General features: G+C 59.9%; 15 protein-coding genes. 4 read left to right on the top strand and 11 right to left on the bottom strand.

Annotated elements, in window-relative coordinates; genetic code table 11:
* From O9X91_RS10370 to O9X91_RS10355, 4 genes are all read right to left on the bottom strand, one after another.
* Complete coding sequence (locus O9X91_RS10370; RefSeq protein ID WP_137411610.1) at positions 1–942, bottom strand: carbohydrate ABC transporter permease; 942 nt, start codon at positions 940–942, stop codon at positions 1–3.
* Entirely contained in the window at positions 935–1,837 is a 903-nt protein-coding gene (locus O9X91_RS10365) for a carbohydrate ABC transporter permease (RefSeq protein ID WP_077985009.1), read from the bottom strand. The genes O9X91_RS10370 and O9X91_RS10365 overlap by 8 nt, the downstream gene beginning before the upstream one ends.
* 142 nt (positions 1,838–1,979) lie before the next feature.
* Positions 1,980–3,212, bottom strand: a complete 1,233-nt coding sequence (locus O9X91_RS10360; RefSeq protein ID WP_137411609.1) for an ABC transporter substrate-binding protein — start codon at positions 3,210–3,212, stop codon at positions 1,980–1,982.
* A 304-nt stretch (positions 3,213–3,516) separates the two neighbouring features.
* The gene (locus tag O9X91_RS10355) at positions 3,517–4,947 is read right to left on the bottom strand and encodes a mannose-1-phosphate guanylyltransferase/mannose-6-phosphate isomerase (protein ID WP_142911930.1); all 1,431 of its coding nucleotides are present in this window, start codon (positions 4,945–4,947) and stop codon (positions 3,517–3,519) included.
* 474 nt (positions 4,948–5,421) lie between these two features.
* On the opposite strand from O9X91_RS10355, the gene O9X91_RS10350 reads away from it, so the two are divergent.
* Entirely contained in the window at positions 5,422–7,710 is a 2,289-nt protein-coding gene (locus tag O9X91_RS10350) for an NADP-dependent malic enzyme (protein ID WP_077985012.1), read from the top strand.
* A 161-nt stretch (positions 7,711–7,871) separates the two neighbouring features.
* Here O9X91_RS10350 and O9X91_RS10345 read toward each other — a convergent pair whose 3' ends face one another.
* The 7 genes from O9X91_RS10345 to O9X91_RS10315 form a co-directional block, all read right to left on the bottom strand.
* Positions 7,872–8,033, bottom strand: coding sequence for a hypothetical protein (locus O9X91_RS10345; RefSeq protein WP_423734665.1), 162 nt, complete (start codon positions 8,031–8,033; stop codon positions 7,872–7,874).
* A 125-nt stretch (positions 8,034–8,158) separates the two neighbouring features.
* Complete coding sequence (xylA, locus tag O9X91_RS10340; RefSeq protein ID WP_269823566.1) at positions 8,159–9,469, bottom strand: xylose isomerase; 1,311 nt, start codon at positions 9,467–9,469, stop codon at positions 8,159–8,161.
* 242 nt (positions 9,470–9,711) lie between these two features.
* Positions 9,712–11,166 (bottom strand): xylulokinase, encoded by a 1,455-nt coding sequence (xylB, locus tag O9X91_RS10335; protein WP_269833871.1) that lies wholly within the window; start codon positions 11,164–11,166, stop codon positions 9,712–9,714.
* 47 nt (positions 11,167–11,213) lie between these two features.
* Positions 11,214–12,236 carry a LacI family DNA-binding transcriptional regulator gene (locus O9X91_RS10330; RefSeq protein WP_142911933.1) on the bottom strand — a complete coding sequence of 341 codons (1,023 nt, stop codon included), beginning with the start codon at positions 12,234–12,236 and terminating at the stop codon, positions 11,214–11,216.
* A 116-nt stretch (positions 12,237–12,352) separates the two neighbouring features.
* The gene (locus tag O9X91_RS10325; protein ID WP_142912102.1) at positions 12,353–13,021 is read right to left on the bottom strand and encodes a pyridoxamine 5'-phosphate oxidase family protein; all 669 of its coding nucleotides are present in this window, start codon (positions 13,019–13,021) and stop codon (positions 12,353–12,355) included.
* A 244-nt stretch (positions 13,022–13,265) separates the two neighbouring features.
* Positions 13,266–14,849, bottom strand: a complete 1,584-nt coding sequence (locus O9X91_RS10320; RefSeq protein ID WP_142911934.1) for a DHA2 family efflux MFS transporter permease subunit — start codon at positions 14,847–14,849, stop codon at positions 13,266–13,268.
* Between the two features lie 34 nt (positions 14,850–14,883).
* Positions 14,884–16,098, bottom strand: a complete 1,215-nt coding sequence (locus O9X91_RS10315) for an HlyD family secretion protein (protein WP_137411603.1) — start codon at positions 16,096–16,098, stop codon at positions 14,884–14,886.
* 160 nt (positions 16,099–16,258) lie between these two features.
* On the opposite strand from O9X91_RS10315, the gene O9X91_RS10310 reads away from it, so the two are divergent.
* The 3 genes from O9X91_RS10310 to O9X91_RS10300 all read left to right on the top strand — a co-directional run bounded on the left by O9X91_RS10310 (position 16,259) and on the right by O9X91_RS10300 (position 19,880).
* A complete protein-coding gene (locus O9X91_RS10310) occupies positions 16,259–16,945 on the top strand; it encodes a TetR/AcrR family transcriptional regulator (protein ID WP_080795819.1) in 687 nt (228 codons plus the stop codon).
* Positions 16,946–17,108: 163 nt separating this feature from the next.
* Positions 17,109–17,867 carry a TerC family protein gene (locus O9X91_RS10305; protein WP_077985298.1) on the top strand — a complete coding sequence of 253 codons (759 nt, stop codon included), beginning with the start codon at positions 17,109–17,111 and terminating at the stop codon, positions 17,865–17,867.
* A gap of 240 nt (positions 17,868–18,107) precedes the next feature.
* The gene (locus O9X91_RS10300; protein ID WP_142911935.1) at positions 18,108–19,880 is read left to right on the top strand and encodes an SLC13 family permease; all 1,773 of its coding nucleotides are present in this window, start codon (positions 18,108–18,110) and stop codon (positions 19,878–19,880) included.
* The last annotated feature ends 31 nt before the right edge of the window (positions 19,881–19,911 follow it).

Here is a 19,911-nt window from a genome sequence, read left to right as displayed (position 1 = left end):
TCAACCTTTTACTGCGCCGGCGGCAATGCCGCGGACGAAAAGCCTGCCGGAGACGAAATAAACGATCAGCGGCACGGCCCCGGTCAGAAGCGTGGCGGCCATGTTGACGTTGTATTCCTTCACGCCCTGCACGGAGTTGACGATGTTATTGAGCTGCACCGTCATCGGGTAATATTCCGGCCGGGTGAAGACGACACCGAACAGGAAGTCGTTCCAGATGCCGGTCACCTGCAGGATCATCGCCACGACGAAGATCGGCAGCGACATGGGCAGCATGATGCGGAAATAGATTTGCCAGAAGTTCGCGCCGTCGATGCGCGCTGCCTTGAACAATTCTTCCGGCAGCGAAGCGAAATAGTTGCGAAACAGCAACGTCAGGATCGGCATGCCGAAGATGGTGTGCACGATGACGAGACCGGTCAGCGTGCCATAGACACCCATTTCCCGCAGCACGATGACGATCGGATAGATCATTACCTGATAGGGGATGAAAGCGCCGATGATAAGGATCGAGAAGAACAGCTCTGATCCCTTGAACTTCCAATTCGCCATAGCGTAGCCGCTGACGGAAGCGACGATGATGGAAATGACCACCGATGGTACGAGAATGCGCACGGAGTTCCAGAACCCACGCGAAAGCCCGTCGCAGTTAAGCCCGGTGCAGGCATTCGCCCAGGCTTTCACCCAGGGTTCGAAAGTGATTTCCACCGGCGGCGCGAAGATGTTGCCGAGCCGGATTTCCGGCATGCCTTTCAGCGAGGTCACGACCATCACGTATAGCGGCAGCAGGTAATAGGCGGCAGCCACAAACAGCGTGCCGTAAAGAATGATGTTGCGGCGTGAGAAGGTTTTCCTCGGTTTCCTGCCGCGAGGGCCGGAAAGGTCCGGGGCAACCGCATCGCTGGCGGCGACAACCGTGTTCAATGTGCTGATATTAGCCACGCTTCTTGCCTCCGAATTCGAGGTAGGCCCATGGAATGACGATGATCGCGACCGTCAGGAGCATCATTGTGGAGGCGGCAAAGCCCTGCCCCAGATTCTGCGCCTGAAACATGTAGTCATAGACATATTTCGCCGGCACTTCGGACGCGATGCCCGGCCCGCCGCTCGTCTGCGCCACGACCAGATCGTAAACCTTGACGATGCCGCTGGCGATGATGACCAGCGTGGTGATGAAGACCGGCCGCATCATGGGAATGATGATGAGAATATAAGTCTTCCACATCGGAATGCCGTCGACGCGCGCCGCCTTCCAGATATCCTCGTCAATGCCGCGAAGACCGGCGAGCATCAGGCACATGACGAGCCCCGTGCCCTGCCAGAGCGCGGCAATCAGAATGCCGTAGATGACGATCTGGGAATTATAGAGCGGATCGAAAGTAAAGCTTTCCCAGCCCATCGAGCGGACCACGGACTGGATGCCGAATTCCGGGTTCAGCAGCCATTGCCAGACGAGGCCGGTGACGATGAAGGACAGGGCGAAGGGATAAAGGAAGATCGTGCGGAAGGTGTTTTCAAAGCGGATCTTCTGATCCATCAGCGCCGCCAGCACAAAGCCGATAACGAGGCTGAAAATCAGCGACAGAATACCGTAGATCGCCAGGTTCTGGATGGAGACGATCCAGCGTGGTGCTGCCCACAAACGCTCATATTGATCGAAGCCGATAAAGCTTGCCCGCGGCAGAAGCTTGGAATTGGTGAAGGAATAAACCACTGTCCAGATCGTGCCGCCGAGGAAAATCACCATCGCGGTCAGGATCATCGGAATGGAGGCAATCTTGGAATTGAGATTGCGGAAAAGCTGGTTGGGGCGCCCTGAGCGCGCTTGACCTGCCATGTTACCTCCTCCTGTAACGTTACAGTTAGCGGTCAGGCAAAAGCCTCGCCGCATGAAACCCCTGCCCGTGCTGGTGATTTTGCACAGGCAGGACGCTGGAAGGGAAAGCGTCGAAGCGCTTTCCCACCCGGAGAGATCACAATCAGTCCGCCGAACCGATAATGTCTGCGAAGCGCTTCTGCCCGTCTTCCGCCGACATCGAGCCCGCGAAGAACTCCGCCATCAGGTCTTCCTTCTGTTTCTGCGTATCGGCAGAAATCAGCTGGTCGGTGCTGGTCAGCGCATTGCCCTTGGCCAGAATTGCCAGACCCTTTTTCATGCAGTCATTGGCTGCATTGAGGTCGACGTCGCCGCGGATCGGCAGCGAGCCTTTCTTCAGGTTAAAGGCAACCTGCGTTTTCGGATCGACGATGGTTGCGGCAAGAACGTCCTGCGCCTTGGTTTTCGCCTCGTCCTTCAAAACAGGGAAATAAAAGGCGTCGCCACCCGTGGTGAGGTATTCACTAAGACCAAGTCCGGGAAGGCAGGAATAGTCCGTGCCGGCTTTCTGGTTGGCAAGCTGGAATTCACCCTGCGCCCAGTCCCCCATGATCTGGCCGCCGGCCTTGCCGGTGATAACCATGTTGGTGGCCTGGTTCCAGTCCTGAACATTGGTGCCCTTGGCCATGTCGCGCGCCTCGACGGCAGCCGCGAAAATCTTCGCCATCTCAGGCCCGGCTGCAGTCTCGGCATCCTTGTCGCCATAGACTTTCTGATAAAGGTCCTTGCCGCCGAGCGAAAGCGTCAGCGTGTCGAACAGGCCGTTGGCCTGCCAGGCCTGCCCACCGAGCGCGAGCGGCTGGATACCGGCCTTTTTCAGCGCCGGTGCGGCGGCGACAAACTCCGTCCAGTTTTTCGGAACTTCGACGCCCGCCTTCTTGAAGGCTTCATTGGAAAGCCACAGCCATTGCCAGGAGTGGATGTTGACCGGCGCGCAATAAATCTTGCCGTCGATGGTGCAGCTGTCAAGCAGGCTCGCGGGCTTGATGACGTCTTTCCAGTTGCCCTTTGCAGCAACATCGGACAGGTCGCGCATCAGGCCTGCTTGAACAAGCTCTTCCGCCTGCCGGCCGTGGTTGAACTGGGTCGCACCCATCGGGTCACCGCCGGTGATGCGGCTGATCATGATCGGCCGGGCCGTGCCGCCCGAACCGGCAATCGCGCCGTCAACCCATTTGTTACCGGTGGCGTCGAAAGCCTTGGCCAATTCGGCGACCGCGGCGGCTTCGCCGCCCGATGTCCACCAATGGGTCACCTCAAGATCGGTGGCCCCGGCGATACCCGCCGGAATCATGACGCTGGCCAAAAAGGCCGCAGAAATAACACGCATTCGCATGAGTCTCCTCCCTCACTGAAACGTTACAGTTGGAACGTATGCGAAGATTTTTGATTAGGCAACCGCCAAAAATACGAATCTCGATGTGGCAATTTCGGACATGCCTTGCGACTGGAAACCCCGCAAATCGACGACCGGCGGCATGCCAGGTCTTGCCGGACTGCCCCTTCCATTCCTACAATTTCTGCAAGGGACGCGGCTGCCGCATCCGTATTTGAATAAGGGGGGCTCACCCTTTAAACATACAAACGAGCCGGAACGCCTTCCGCCTCGCCTCTGTCGTGCTGCCTCACAACACTATCCATTATTGCCTCTTATAGTCATCCTCGATGCGGATGACATCATCCTCGCCGATATAGGCTCCGGTCTGGATTTCGACCAGTTCGAGCGGAATCTGCCCCTCATTGGCAAGCCGATGTGACTCGCCGATCGGGATGTAAACCGACTGGTTCTCCGTCAGCAGCCGGGTTTCCTCGCCAATCGTCACCGTCGCCGTGCCCTTGACGACGATCCAGTGTTCCGAGCGGTGATAATGTTTCTGGAAGGAGATGCGGTGGCCGGGATCCACCGTGATGTGGCCGACCCGGTAACGCTCGTCCACATACATATGTTCGATATAACCCCAGGGGCGATAGACCCGCTTGTGGGTCTGCGTCTGCGGCGCGTGTTCGCCATTCTTCAGCGTCTCCACCAGACCCTTCACGTCCTGCACCCGGTTTTTCGGCACCACCAGAACCGCATCCTTAGTGGCCACGACAACCATGTCCCTGGCGCCCACCACCGTCGTCAGCAATTGCGTCGAATGGATGAGGCAGCCTTCGGAATCGATGAAAACGCCGTGGCCTTCCAGCGCATTGTCGTTGCCGCGCTTGTCGGCAATCTCCCAGATCGCATCCCAGCTGCCGATATCCGACCAGCGGAAATGTCCGTGCACCACCGCCATGCGTTTGGTCTTCTCGATCACCGCATAGTCGATGGAATTTTTCGGCGAAGCCTCGAAGCTTTCCTGATGCAGGCGCACGAAACCCAGGTCGCTTTCATATTGCTCGACCGCTTGCGTCACCGCCGCCAGAATCTCCGGGGCAAAGGCCTTCAGCTCGGCAATCATCACATCGGAACGGAACAGGAAATTGCCGGAATTCCAGAGATAACCTTTTTCCAGATAGGAGATCGCCGTCTTCATATCCGGCTTCTCCACAAAGGCATCCACGGTGCTGAGGTCTTCCTCGCCGTCGATCGCCTCGCCCGGCTTGATATAACCGTAGGAGGTGCGCGGTTCGGTCGGCACCAGGCCGAAGACGACGATATTGCCCTGATCGGCGGCTTTTGCGCCGAGTTTCACGGCGTCGGAGAACTTGTCGGCATCGAGCACCACATGATCGGCGGCAAGCGCCAGTACCAGGCATCCGGGCTCGCGGCGCTCGGCCAGCACGGCGGCGGCGGCCATGGCGGCGGCGCTGTCGCGGCGGGCGGGCTCCAGCACCACCGTCGCCGGCAAATCGATTTCTTCCGCCTGACGGCGGGCGAAGAAACGGAAATCCTCGTTGGTGATGACAAGCGGCTCGGCATAAAGGCTCTTGTCGCCCACCCGCTGCAACGTTTGCTGATAGGTCGAAAGATTGCCGACCAGCGGCTGGAACTGCTTGGGCAACTGATCGCGCGAGACGGGCCAAAGTCGGGAGCCCGCACCGCCAGCCAGAAGAACCGGCGTGATCTTTCGAGTATGTTCCTTCACGGCAAAACCTTTCCAATATCAAAAATTTTCCGGCGCGCCGGACAATATACATATTTCCCAATGCCGCCATCATCGGTTTGCGAGCGGGCAAGCGCAAGCTCATAAATTCGCCTTGTGAAAGCTTGGTGAATGAGCAACAGGGCATTTGGAGGACATGTCGATTGCCCGGGGACCCGTTTCGCTAACGCGACATGGCTTGCGAGGTTCCACAGAACTCGCCACGGAAACGCCCACGAGGATCGCGGCAATGCACCACCCGCGTATCCGCATCTGCGGTCGGGCGGTGGCGCACGGGCCCGATAATCCAGCAACGGGTCAAGAACGTCGACTTAATCGATTAAATCCGGCCGCAAATTTCATCACGCTTAAATTTGCTGCACTGAACAACATTCAAGACTTGGCAGACGCGCGAAAAATACAATAACAACGGCGGATATTTTTACAATGTTATCGACACGAAAGCACGTTCAGCCCATGTCCGACACGACGAAGCCCGCCAGCACAAGAACATCGGTTACGGATCAGGAAGCCCTGGATTTTCACGCTCAAGGCAGGCCGGGGAAACTGGAAATCACCCCGACCAAGCCGATGGCGACGCAGCGGGATCTGTCGCTTGCCTATTCGCCTGGCGTGGCCGTACCAGTGAAAGCCATCGCCGAAAATCCGGCGACCGCTTACGATTATACAACGCGCGGCAACATGGTTGCGGTCATCTCCAACGGCACCGCCATCCTGGGTCTCGGCAATCTCGGCGCTCTGGCCTCCAAGCCGGTCATGGAAGGCAAGTCGGTCCTTTTCAAGCGCTTCGCCGATGTCGATTCCATTGACCTCGAGGTCGATACCGAAGACGCCGATGAGTTCATCAATTGTGTGCGTTACCTCGGACCCTCCTTCGGCGGTATCAATCTGGAAGACATCAAGGCGCCGGAATGTTTCATCATCGAAAGCCGCCTGCGCGAGCTGATGGACATTCCCGTTTTCCATGACGACCAGCACGGCACCGCCATCATCGCCGCCGCCGGCCTCATCAACGCCATCGAGTTGACGGGCCGCGACTTCAAGACCACCAAGCTGGTCTGCAACGGCGCGGGCGCTGCGGCAATCGCCTGCATGGACCTCATCAAGGCCATGGGGTTCAACCCTGAAAACATCACGCTCTGCGATACCAAGGGCGTGATCTATCAGGGCCGTGCCGAAGGCATGAACCAGTGGAAATCCGCCCATGCGGTGAAAACCAACAACCGCACGCTGGCGGAAGCCATGAAGGGTGCGGATGTGGTGTTCGGCCTCTCCCAAAAGGGCGCTTTCAGCGAAGAGATGATCCGCTCCATGGCGCCGAAGCCGATCATCTTCGCCATGGCCAATCCGGACCCGGAAATTACGCCGGAAGAAGTGTCGCGCATCCGCGACGACGCCATCATGGCGACCGGGCGTTCGGACTACCCGAACCAGGTCAACAACGTCCTCGGCTTTCCCTATATCTTCCGTGGCGCGCTCGATGTTCGCGCCAGCCAGATCAACGATGCGATGAAGATCGCGGCGGCACAGGCGCTGGCCGATCTTGCCCGCGAGGATGTGCCTGACGATGTGGCCGCCGCCTATCAGGGCAACCGTCCGCGCTTCGGGTCGCAATACATTATTCCGGTTCCCTTCGATCCGCGCCTGATTTCGGCAATTCCTGTGGCCGTGGCGAAAGCGGCGATTGAAACCGGCGTCGCCCGCCGGGAGCTGCCCGATCTCGATGCCTATGCCCGCGAGCTTTCCGCCCGTCGCGACCCGATGGCTTCCACCACGCAGCGCCTTTACGAACGGGTGCGCCGCTCGCCCAAGCGGGTCGTTTTTGCGGAAGCCGAAGAAGAACAGGTCATGCGCGCGGCGATTTCCTTCACCGCGCAGGGCCTCGGCACCGCCATCCTGCTCGGCCGTGACGACATCATCCGGGCCAATGCGGAACGCGCCGGCATCGATCTCGACCGCGCCAATATCGAGATCACCAATGCGCGCCTTTCCAGCCGTGTCGATGCCTATGTCGATTACCTCTATGCGCGCCTGCAGCGCGGCGGTTTCCTGCTGCGCGACGTACAGCGCCTGATCCATAACGACCGCAACCATTTCGCCGCCTGCATGGTGGCGATGGGCGATGCGGACGCCGTGGTCACCGGCGTCACCCGCAATTACTCCACGGCGCTGGAAGATATTCGCCGTTGCATCAACACAAAGCCCGGCCATCGCGTCATCGGCGTTTCGCTGGTGGTCTCGCGCAACCGAACCGTCTTCGTTGCTGATACGGCCGTGCATGATATGCCGAATGCCGAGGACCTGGCGGATATCGCCGAAGAGGCCGCCCACCTTGCACGCCGTTTCGGTTACGAACCGCGCGTTGCCATGCTCGCCTATTCCACTTTCGGCCAGCCGGTCGGCGAACGCTCCGACAAAGTACGTGAGGCCGTGAAAATCCTCGACAAGCGAAACGTCAATTTCGAGGTCGATGGCGAAATGTCGGCCGATATAGCACTCAACCATCACCGCATGCAGAGCCAGTATCCCTTCGCGCGTCTTTCCGGCCCGGCCAATGTGCTGGTCATGCCCGCCATCCATTCCGCCTCCATCTCCACCAAGATGCTGCAGGAACTGGGCGGCGCGACCGTCATCGGCCCGCTTCTCGTTGGCCTCGACAAGTCGGTGCAGATCACTTCGATGGGCGCGAAGGACAGCGACATCGTTAACATGGCGGCAATCGCGGCCTACAACGCCGGTCGTTAAGACGGGCTGGAGGTTGCAGCACGTTTCGTCGCACCGGCGAGGCGCGTTGCAATATCCATCGCCTGGCCCCTTTCTGGTCCGGAGATTTTGGAAACGTATCACTCGCCCGCCTCTGTCTGAGGCGGGCTTTTTCGTGGTCTTGAGGGTGGTTTGGGTGGATTTCAGGCCCGATGAGGCGTTGTCGGCGTCGGCAATGTCACCCAGAGGGGCGTGTTGAAAGCCACCGCTGCTAGCAGGATCTGCGCCTTTGTCTCGACGATCCCACGGTAGCGGATCATGCCGGGGCCAACACGGTTCTTCAGTGTGGAAAATGTCGTTTCCACGGCCGCCCGACCCTTCAATATCATCGGGTTAAGGCGGACAAGACGCAGCGTCAGGACACGGTGACGCCGATTCGGCCGGCTCGTCGGCGATGGGGGCAACGTTACCGTCGCCCCCGACATTCCCGTCAAACGTAACGATTGACCACGTTTTCCAGATACTCCTGACGGCCGGACTTCGGCTCAGGATTGATATCCTCACGCTCGACCAGCGCTGCGATCTCCTCGAGCTTCAGCTCGCCGCGCAGCATCTTCTGCGCTTCGGCAGAATCCCACTTGGCGTAACGCTCGGAAAGCGGCTTGGACAGCGCGCCATCCTCGATCATCTTCGCCGCTGCCTTCAGGCCACGGGCGCAGCAATCCATGCCGCCGATATGGCCGATCAGCAGATCCTGCGGATCGAGCGACTGGCGGCGCAGCTTGGAATCGAAGTTGGTGCCGCCATTCTTGAAGCCGCCACCGGCCAGAACATGGTAATAGGCAAGCGCCATTTCCGGCACGTTGTTGGGGAACTGGTCGGTATCCCAGCCGGACTGGTAGTCGTTGCGGTTCATGTCGATGGAGCCGAAAATGCCGAAGGCATTGGCCATGGCCAGCTCATGTTCGAAGGAATGGCCGGCGAGGATGGCATGGCCCTGCTCGATATTGACCTTCACTTCCTTTTCGAGACCGTTCTTTTGCAGGAAGGCATAAACGGTGGCGACATCGTAATCGTACTGGTGCTTGGTCGGTTCCTGTGGCTTCGGCTCGATCAGGATCGTGCCTTCGAAGCCGATCTTGTATTTATATTCCACCACAAGATTGAGGAAGCGGCCGAGCTGGTCGAGTTCACGCGACAGATCGGTGTTGAGCAGCGTTTCATAACCTTCACGACCGCCCCACAGAACATAGTTGGCGCCGCCAAGCTTCTTGGTGGCATCCATGCAGGTCTTCACCGTCGCGGCGGAGAAGGCGAAGACGTCAGGATCGGGATTGGTCGCGGCACCCGACATGAAGCGGCGGTTGGAGAAGAGGTTGGCCGTACCCCACAGCAGCTTCACGCCGGTATCGGCCTGCTTCTGCGCGAAATAATCGACGATCTCATTGAGGTTCTTGGTGTTTTCGGCAAAGTTCTTGCCTTCCGGGCGCACATCGGCATCGTGGAAGCAGTAGAACGGTGAACCGAGCAGCGAGAAGAATTCGAACGCCACGTCCGCCTTCAGTTTCGCGGCCTGCATGGTGTCTTCGAACCACGGACGCTGAAAGGTCTGGCCGCCGAAGGGGTCACCGCCCGGCCATGTGAAGGTGTGCCAATAGGCTACCGCGAAACGCAGGTGATCTTCCATGCGCTTGCCGGCGACGATCTCGTCGGGATTGTAGTGGCGGAAGGCCAGCGGATTGGTGCTGTCGGGGCCTTCATATTTGATCTTGGCGATATCGCCGAAGAAGCCTGTCGTCATTGGGTGGTTCCTCCATGGTGGGTTTAAATCGTGTTTGAAAATTTCAAGGTTGGAGGGTGTGGCTCACCCCCCTCTGTCCTGCCGGACATCTCCCCCTCAAGGGGGAGATCGACTCGTAGTTACGTCCTCACCTCTCGCGAGGCGGAGTATGAAGTGAGGTGTCCGCCACTTGCCGATCTCCCCCCTTGAGGGGGAGATGTCCGGCAGGGCAGAGGGGGGGGTGACGCCGCACACGCCGCGTCTCACTGCGAAAGCGCCCTTATCGCCGGATAAAGCGCATGATACCGCCTGTAAGCCTCCTCATAAGCCGCGGCCAGATCAGCCACCGGCTCAATCGTCCGCGCCGTCTCCGGCTGCGAGCAAACCGCCACCGGATCGGCCCCGGTCGCGGCAATCAGGCCAAGGCGGGCGGCACCAAAGGCCGCGCCGAAATCGCCCTCGGCCGGAATATCCACGGGAACGCCCAGCGAGGTGGCGATCGAGGCCAGCCAGTAAGTCGAGCGCGAGCCGCCGCCGATGGCGGTGACGCGGGAGATTGACGTGCCGGCCGATTTCAGCGCTTCGAGATTATCCCGGATCGCAAAGGTAACGCCTTCCAGCACGGCCTGGGTCAGCGCCTTGCGGTCGCTTTCATGGGACAGGCCAATGAAGGAGCCACGGATGGCCGCGTCATTATGCGGGGTGCGTTCGCCGGAAAGATAGGGCGCGAAAGTGACGCCGGAGGGGGCCAGAAGCGTCTCGCCGAGTTCACTGGTCAGATCGGCAGCGGATTGGCCGGTGAGGCGCGAATACCAGTTCAACGCATCCGTCGCGGAGAGGATGACGCCCATCTGGTGCCAGGTGTCGGGCAGCGCATGGCAGAAGGCATGCACGGCGCTTTCCGGCTTCGGCAGGTAAGAGGCGTTGGCGGCAAAGAGCACGCCCGATGTGCCGAGCGATACGAAGGCATGGCCTTCCTTCACCGTGCCCATGCCGCAGGCGGAAGCGGCATTGTCGCCAGCACCACCGGCGACCACGGCACGGCCGGAAATGCCCCATTCGGAAGCCAGCTCACTGCGCAGAACGCCCGCCTCATCCGTGCCTTCCACCAGCGACGGCATGTGTTTTTCATCGAGCCCCGTCGCCGCAAGCAGATCGGAAGACCATTTGCGCGCGCCGGTATCCAGCCAGGCGGTGCCGGCGGAATCGGACATTTCCGAGATATACTCGCCGGTCAGCCATAGCCGCAGATAATCCTTCGGGAGCAATACCTTGGCCACTTTCGCGAAGATGTCGGGCTCGTTCTTCGCCACCCAGGCAAGCTTCGGCGCGGTAAAACCGGGGAAGACGATATTGCCTGTTATCTTGCGGAAACGTGGATCGGCATCGAGAGCGGCAGCCTCGGCATGGGAGCGTGTGTCGTTCCACAGGATGCAGGGGCGCAGCACCTTGCCTTCGGCATCCACAAGCGTCGCGCCATGCATCTGACCGGAAAGGCCAATGCCCTTGACGGCGGCAAGCTCTTTCGCAAACTTCTGCTTCAGGCCGGCAACGGCGGTTTTTGTCGCGGCGATCCAGTCTGCCGGGTTCTGTTCGGACCAGCCGTGATGCGGGCGCGAAACATCCAGCGAGCCGTTGGCCGAGCCGATGATTTTCTGATCGCCGTCCATCAGCAGGGCTTTGACGCCTGACGTGCCAAGATCGAGACCGAGATACATGTATTTCTCCATTCCGGCGCTCCGTGCGCCGCTTTCAGCAGTTTTATTCAGGGAAGATTGTCCCTGAGGAAGATGTCGATACGAATACGTTCCTGCGCGGCGATGACGGGCAGGCCATCGGCGCGCGCCTTCAACACGCGGATGGCGCTGCGCACCTCATGTCCCGCATCCTGGTTGAGCACGGCATCGAGCAGCCCTTGCCGCAGCGCATTGGCGGTGTTTTCCGTCAGTTCATGGGCGATGACCGAAAGCGCTCTTTCGCCATCCGCGGCCCCAAGCGCGCGGATGAGACCGCGATTGCCGGCACCGAGACTGTAGATGCCTGATAGTGCGGCATTGCCCAGCGCCTTGGACACCAGCGCTTCGACGGTAAAAGGATCGTCCCTGCCCTCCAGCACGGGCAACAGCCGCAAGTGCGGGAATTCCGCTTCGAGGACGGCGCGAAACCCTTCCAGACGTTCGCGATGGTCACGCACCAGCATGGAGCCGGCAACAACGGCGACATCGCCGCCGCGCCCGGAGAGGAAACGCCCCATCAAGCTTGCCGCCGTGCGTCCGGCCGCAACGTTGTCCACACCGGCATAATGATCGCGCCTCGAGCCGGAAAGGTCGGACACCAATGTGACAGTGGCGATGCCATCTTCCGCCAGCCGGTCGGCGGCCTCGGCCACGTCTTCGGAATCGGTTGCGACGAAGGCAACGCCCGAGGGCTTTTCCCGGCGTGCAACTTCCAGTGCCTCGGTCAGTGCCGCGGCATTAAACGGCGGCACCTCGATGACACGGATGGCCGTGCGCTCCAGATGGGAGCGGCTGGCCGCCGCCCGCACCTCGGCGCGCAGCGTCGCCATAAAGGAATTGTCATTGCCGGGCAGGATGAAGACCATGGAGTAGTTGCGGCCCTTGGCCAAATTGGCCGCCGCGATATCGCGCACATAACCAAGCTCGGCAATGGCGGCTTCCACCCGCGCCCGCGTCGCCGCATGCACGCCAGGGCGCATGTTCAACACCCGGTCGATGGTGGCAAGGCTGACGCCTGCCCGCTCTGCAATATCATGAACTGTCGGCTTCATGGCTCCTCCCTCCCCTTGCATATCCAGCTTTGCCGCCGCCGTAAATCGAAAAATGATGTACGTACCTCATATTTCATCAACCGGCTGCGGAATATCAATGCCCGCATGGGCTGAGGTTAATAAAGCGTCCGCCGGTAGTCCTGCTCCAGCTGCTCGTCCATCTTCTGCATCTCGCGCCCGTCCCTCGGCGCCCCCGTTGTCTCATCGAGAATGATCTTGATAAGCGAGGGCATTTCCGACCGGACCTGCAAATGCGCGGGATCCCACAGGTGGGAGCGCCGGAACGCCTTGGCGCAATGCATGAAGACCTCATCTACCTTCACGACGATGGCAAGTTTGGGGATACGATCCGCAACGCTCATGAGCTTCAGCAGTTCGGGATCGTTGCTCAGTGTCGCGCGCCCGTTCACCCGCAGGGTGTCGTCAAAGCCGGGCACGATGAACAACAGACCCACAACGGGGTTGGCGATTATGTTGCTGAGAGTATCAAGGCGATTGTTGCCCGGCCGGTCCGGGATCACCAGGGTGCGGCCATCAAGAACCTTTACGAAGCCCGCCGGATCCCCGCGCGGGCTGACATCGGCCTTTCCTGCGAGATTCTGGGTGCCGATGCAGAGAAACGGGGACCGTCTTATGAATTCCTGCGCATGTACGCCAAGCCTGTCCTGACACTTCTGTATCGCCAGCGCATGTGTCGGCTCAAACAACCCGCGAAGCGACTGCTCATCCGTTATGGCAAAGTCTGGCCTGATTGCAAAGTTTGGAGTGAGTTCCAAGTCCGTCATGATCTCCCCCTCTGAACAGCTCTGCCCAGCGGCAAAAATCCAGGTCAACCGTCCTCCCGGCCCCGATTTCGCTCCCTCTGTGCATTTTTTGAGGTACGTACCTCAATGATTGGTATACATGGATTGCCCGTTGCGATCAACAGCTGAAATCGGCCAACAGCCGCATTGGAATTTTGGACGGACGCAAAAAAGGGGCCGTCATTCCGACGGCCCCAGCTCTGCGGTGGATGGGAGGGAATTGTTATCAGTGCGCCGCGTCTGGCGGCGGCGCTGCCTTGGGTTTCTGAATCAGCACGGTCATGAAGATCAGGCTGGAGAACAGGATCGTCAGCGCGAAGAACACATCCGCGAAGGCCAAAATCCATGCCTGCTGCGAGACCATGCCAACCATTTTCTTGACCGCGACGGAGGCGCCGTCCAGGCCGTAGGAATCGTAGTTGGCGCCGACATTGTTCAGCCATTCCAGCGCCTGCGGGTTGGAGTAGCTGATATGTTCGGCCAGCCGCACATAATGGTCGTCCGTGCGCTGCGACAGCATGGTGTTGATGATGGCAAGACCAACCGCGCCGCCGAGGTTACGGGTGAGGTTGAAGAGGCCGGATGCATTGCGGATACGGGCGGGCGGCAGCGTGCCGAGCGCGATATTGTTGATCGGCACCATACACATCATCAGGCCGAAACCGCGCAGGATTTGCGGGATCAACAGCTCGTAGAAATCCCAGTCCGTCGTCACATGCGTCATGATCCATGTGCCGCAGCCGAAGCTGATGAAGCCGATGGCCATCATGATGCGCGGATCGAGCTTGGTGGAGACCTTGCCGGCAATCGGCGCGGTGAAGAACATGGCAAGACCGGATACGAACATGGTCTCGCCGATCATCAGCGCGTCATATCCCCTCACCCGGCCGAGATAGAGCGGGTAGAGATATGTAAGGCCATAAAGCCCGATGCCCATGACGAAGGAGAAGAGCGAGCCGATGGAGAAGTTGCGGTCGGCAAAGGCGCGGATATCCACGACAGGGAATTCCACTTTGAAGGCGCGCCAGAAGAACACGACGGCGCCGACGACCATCGCAATCGAGCCCAGCACAATGTGTTCGTCGTTGAACCAGTCCTTGTTGTTGCCCTCTTCCAGCACATATTCCAGCGAGCCGAGGAAAACCGCCATCGAAAGCAGACCCCACCAGTCGAACTTCTTCCAGAGCGACTTTTCCGGCTTGTCGAAATCGATCAGGCTCCAGGTCAGGATGGTGACAATGATGCCGGGGATAATGTTGACGAGGAACAGCCAGTGCCAGGAAAAGGCATTGGAAAGATAACCGCCGACCGTCGGGCCGATGGTGGGTGCGAGCGTGGCGACGAGACCGATGATCGGCGAGACGACAGAACGCTTCGACGGCGGGAAGATGGTGAAGGCCGCCGCAAAGACCGACGGGATCATACCGCCGCCGATAAAGCCCTGGATCGCGCGATAGACGATCATCTGGTCGATATTGGTGGCGGTGGCACAAAGCGCGCTCGATATGGTGAAGCCGGCCGCACAAGTGGCGAAGAGCACCCGCGTGGAGAGGATGCGCGCCAACGTGCCCGACAGCGGGATCATGATCACTTCCGCGATCAGATAGGACGTCTGCACCCAGGCGATCTCATCGGACCCCGCGCCGAGGCCGGCCTGGATTTCCGCAAGCGAGGCGGAGACGATCTGAATGTCGAGAATGGACATGAACATGCCGAAGACCATCGCGAAAAACGCGATGAGCCTGCGCCTGTCCATCGGGGGATCGGCGGGGATGGACGCCCCGCCCGTACCGACAACCGTAGCCGCCATGATCTTGACCTCAACGGCGCATCAGCGATGCGCCTTACTTGGCTTCCGGGTTGGCTTGCGCCGTTTTCGTGGTTTCCGGCGCCGTGCGGGTATCGACATCGACAACGACGCTGAGGCCGGCGCGCAGATTGTGCTTTTCAAGGTCTTCCTTGGAGAAGACGATACGAACCGGCACGCGCTGGATGACCTTGGTGAAGTTGCCCGTCGCGTTTTCCGGCGGCAGCATGGAGAAGACCGAGCCTGAGCCGGGCGAGATCGACTGCACCGTGCCTTCGATGGTCGCATCGTCGAAAGCATCGACATGGACGCGTACCTTCGAACCCGGCACAACGCGGGCGAGCTGCGTTTCCTTGAAATTGGCGTCGATATAAAGCTCGTTCATCGGCACCAGCGACGCCAGGCGCTTGCCGACAGACACCAGATCGCCATTCTGCACCGCCAGATTACCGATGACGCCGTCATAGGGCGCCTTCAGAACCGTGAAGGACAGGTCACGGGCGGCCTTGTCACGCGAGAGCTGCAGCGAACGGATGGTGCTTTCGGCTTCCTCGCGCTGGGCACGCAGAAGTTCCACATTGGCCTTGGCCGAAGCGATGGCTGCATCGCCGGCCACGACATTCGCCTTGGCCTGATCAAGCGCGACCTGCGCGTTGTCGGAGGCGGCGACCGTGCCGACATCCTTCGCCTGTAGCTCGCTCGCGCGCTTCTGGGTGATTTCAGCGCCGCGAAGGGCGGCATCCAGCGCGCCCTTCTGGGCAACCGCCTGTTCCAGTGCAGCCTCGCCGCCGATGATCTGCGCATCGATGCGCTTCAGCGACAGTTCTTCGGTGCGGATCTGCGCTTCGGCCTGCTCAAGGGCGATGCGGTAATCGCCGTCGTCCAGCGTCACCAGCGGATCGCCTGCCTTCACTTCCTGGTTCTCGACGACGTTCACCTTGGCGACGTAGCCGGAAACCTTCGGTGCGATGACGGCAATGTCGCCTTCAATATAGGCGTCGTCCGTCGACACAAGGAAGCGCCCGTCGGTCCACCAGTTATAACCATACCAGCCAGCACCGGCCAGCAGGGCGACGGCGATGACGGGGAGAAGCTTGGAACGCTTTTTCTGCTTCGGCGCAGCCGTTGTCTGAGCAGGCGGCGCGGCCGGCGCCTCGGCCGGCTTTGCGGGAGAGGTCTCGGCCTTGGCGGAGATATCCGCCTCTTCCGCATCGTTGACGGCGCGAACCGCGCTATTCTTCTGGGCCGACATGAGAGCTTACCGTGATAGATTGAAGAAAGTTTTTCGAACTGAACCGTTCGGTTCGATTGACATAATCTCTTTCCTGACACATATCAAGTGTTATCGAACCGATTGGTTCGACGTTCGGTTAATTTTTTTTACGCCATTGCAATGCTAAGAGGCGGTAGCGATGGCAGGTGAAGACAGGGATATGGAGACGGAAACGGAAACGGGCTGTCCGGGCAATGCCGCCGGGCGTTTTGCGGCGGGCGAAGACCCGGCCAAACGCGAGCAGATTCTGGCAGGTGCCTGGCGCGTGTTCAAGCGCAAGGGTTTCGATGCCGCCAGCATGAACGACATCACGCGCGAGGCGGGCGTTTCCAAGGGCACGATCTATGTCTATTTCTCCAACAAGGAGGACCTGTTCGCCGCGCTGGTCGATCACCACCGGCAGGAATTCGCCAACTCGATGCGCGATATTCTCGCCGGCACCGAAGAGGTGCGCGACGGACTGAGACAATTCGGCAAGGCCTTCGCCAACAAGATGATCTGTTCCGAGATGATCCCGGCCATGCGGTCGGTCATCGGCGTCATCGACCGCATGCCGAAATTGGCGCAGCGCTTCTTCATCGCCGCGCCCAACAATGTCCGCACCGTGCTCCAGGATTTTATCGAACATCATGTCGCGCTCGGCCATCTGCAGGTCGATGACGTGGAACTGGCCGCCCGGCAATATATCGAGCTTTCCACCGGCACCTTCTTCAAGCTGCGCCTGTTCGGAGAAATCGAAGGCCCGGTTCCGGAAGAAGAGCTGGACCGGGTGATAGCCAGCGCCATTATGGTATTCATGGCCGCCTACGGAACCGACAAGGCCTGAAATCATTCAGCAACGGAAAATATGCCAATACGCGGACTGCGCGAAATTTCGATGAAATCCTGCGCTGTGGAGCCATCATTTCCTTGTTTCTCGCGTATTGCGCTATAAGTTCCACCCACCGAATGTTTCGGCTGGCCTTGTTGCTGAAAGGAAAAACGACCTGATGGAGTCCATTCTCCCTCTTTTATCTGACCCCGCCGCCTGGGTGGCGCTCGTCACGCTGATCGTCATGGAGGTCGTGCTCGGCATCGACAACCTGATCTTCATCTCCATCCTCACCAACAAGCTGCCGCCCGAACAGCGCGAAAAAGCCCGCAAGATCGGTATAGGCCTTGCGCTCATCATGCGCCTCGGCCTGCTCGGCACCGTCGCATGGATCGTGCAGCTCACCACGCCGGTCTTCGAAGTCTTCGGCCATGCTTTCTCGTGGAAGGACATGATCCTCATCGCCGGCGGTCTTTTCCTGATGTGGAAGGCCACGAAGGAAATTCACCACAATGTCGACCCGGAAGATCACAAGGAAGACATGGTGGGCGGCCCGGCCGCTATGAATTTCGGCGCCGCCATCGGCCAGATCCTGCTGCTCGACCTCGTCTTCTCGGTAGACAGCATCATCACCGCCGTCGGCATGACACCGCATCTGCCGATCATGATCGTCGCGGTCATCGTGGCCGTCACCGTCATGCTGCTGGCCGCAACGCCGCTCGCCAACTTCATCGAGCGCAACCCCACCATCGTCATGCTGGCGCTCGCCTTCCTGATGATGATCGGCACAACGCTGATCGCCGAAGGCATGGGCTTCCATGTTCCGAAAGGCTACGTCTATGCCGCCATGGCGTTCTCGGCGCTGGTGGAACTGCTCAACATGCTCGCCCGCAATGCGAGGCGCAGGAAGAAGGCCAGCGCGGAAGAGGCGCATTGACGGCACTTCCTTTTGTCATGCCGGACCAGATCCCGCATATTTTCAGCCCAGGCCCTTGGGCTGAGAAAACTCTTCCCGCCGCGTGAGAGCCCCGGCGGCCGGATACCGGTGCAGGGCCGGCATGACGGAAAGGCAGGAATGGCCGTCTCCACTCCGGAACCGCTTCACTCCGGCTTGCGTTCTTTGATATCCTCGTCGATAGAGTCATTCTCCGCTTCTCCTTCGAAAGCATGAACCAGCATGACGACAGACCAGATCCTCGCCTTCACCGTCATCGCCGGCATGATGGTTGCGTTCATCTGGGACAAGCTGCGTTACGATGTCGTCGCCTGCAGTGCGCTGCTCGTGGCGGTGGTTCTTGGCGTCGTGCCTTTCGACAAGGCTTTTTCCGGGTTTTCGGATGATATCGTGATTATCGTCGGCAGCGCTCTGGTGGTCAGTTCGGCGGTGGCGCGGTCGGGCGTCGTCGACATGACGATCAAGAAATATTTTCCCGAAATGCATTCGAAGAGCCTGCAACTTGCCTTCCTGATGATCGTCGTCGCGGTCATGTCAGCCTTCATCAAGAATATCGGCGCGCTCGCCATCATGATGCCGGTCGCTTTCCAGTTCGCCCGCAAGTCCGGCAGTCCGGTCTCTTATTATCTGATGCCCATGGCCTTCGCCGCACTCCTGGGCGGGCTGATGACGCAGATCGGCACCTCGCCCAATATCGTCGTCTCACGACTGCGCGAAGAAATGACCGGGCAGAGTTTTTCGATGTTCGACTTCACGCCCGTCGGAGCCGGCCTCACCGTCATCGGCATCATCTTCCTGACCTTCGGTTACCGGCTTCTGCCGGTGCGCAACCGCGAAAAGGCCTCTGTAGAGGATATTCTCGACCAAGCCTCCTATACGGCGGAAGCGACGCTGCCGGCGGACAGCAACTTTGCGGAAAAGCCGCTGCGCACGCTGCTGAAACAGGCCGATGGCGACGTGATTGCTAGCACGATCCTGCGCGGGCCGCGGCGCATCTCCCCCTTCCCCGACGTGAAGCTCAAAGCTGGCGACACTATTCTGCTCGAAGGCAGCCCGGAGGGGCTGGACCGCATCGTCTCCCAGGCAAAGTTGCAGCTGTCCGGCAAGCCGCTGATGGAGAACGGCCAGAAGACCGCCGATCTCATTTCCATGGAGGCCGTCATCAGCAATGAATCGGTGCTGAGCGGCATTTCCGCGCGCGAGCTTTCACTCTCTTATACGCGCGGCGTCAACCTGATCGCCGTCAGCCGGCGCGGCCAGCGTGTCAGCCAGCGGCTCTCCGAGCTGACATTGCAGGCGGGCGATGTCGTTCTTCTACAGGGAAGCCGCAAGAACCTGCCGCAGGTGCTGCAGGAATTTTCGCTCTTACCGCTGGCGCAACGGGAAATCCTGCTGGGCGTGCAGCGCCGCGCGCTTTTGCCCGTCATCGTGCTCGCCGCCGCCATGATCGCCGCCGGCAGCGGGGTGGTGCCGGTCTCCGTCGCCTTTTTCGCAGCCGCCTTCCTGATGATCGTCGTCGGCGCGATCCCGCTGACCGAGGTCTATAAATCCATTGACGGACCGATCCTCGTCATGCTCGCCACCCTCATTCCCGTCAGCGACTCGCTCCGCACCACCGGCGCAAGCGAACTCATGGCCGCCTGGCTTGGCCAGGCCGCGCAGGGATTGCCGCCCTTTGCGGCGCTCGGCATGATCCTGCTCACAGCCATGGCGGTCACGCCCTTTCTCAACAATGCCGCCACCGTGCTGGTCATGGCCCCCATCGCCGCCGGTTTCGCCACCACACTCGGTTTCAAGCCAGAGGCCTTCCTGATGGCGGTGGCAATTGGCGCGGGTTGCGATTTCCTCACCCCCATCGGCCACCAGTGCAACACTCTTGTCATGGGCCCCGGCGGTTACCGCTTCAGCGACTATCCGCGGCTTGGCCTGCCGCTGTCGATCATGATCGTCATCGCCAGCATTCCCATGCTACTTTACGTCTGGCCAGTGAACTAGGACGCGAACCGGCGTGCTGAACCAGGGCGGA

The organism is Agrobacterium salinitolerans (assembly GCF_027498475.1).
GTDB classification, from domain to species: domain Bacteria; phylum Pseudomonadota; class Alphaproteobacteria; order Rhizobiales; family Rhizobiaceae; genus Agrobacterium; species Agrobacterium salinitolerans.
The sequence above is the reverse complement of the archived record's forward strand: the minus strand, read 5'-3'. Positions and strand labels throughout refer to the sequence as shown.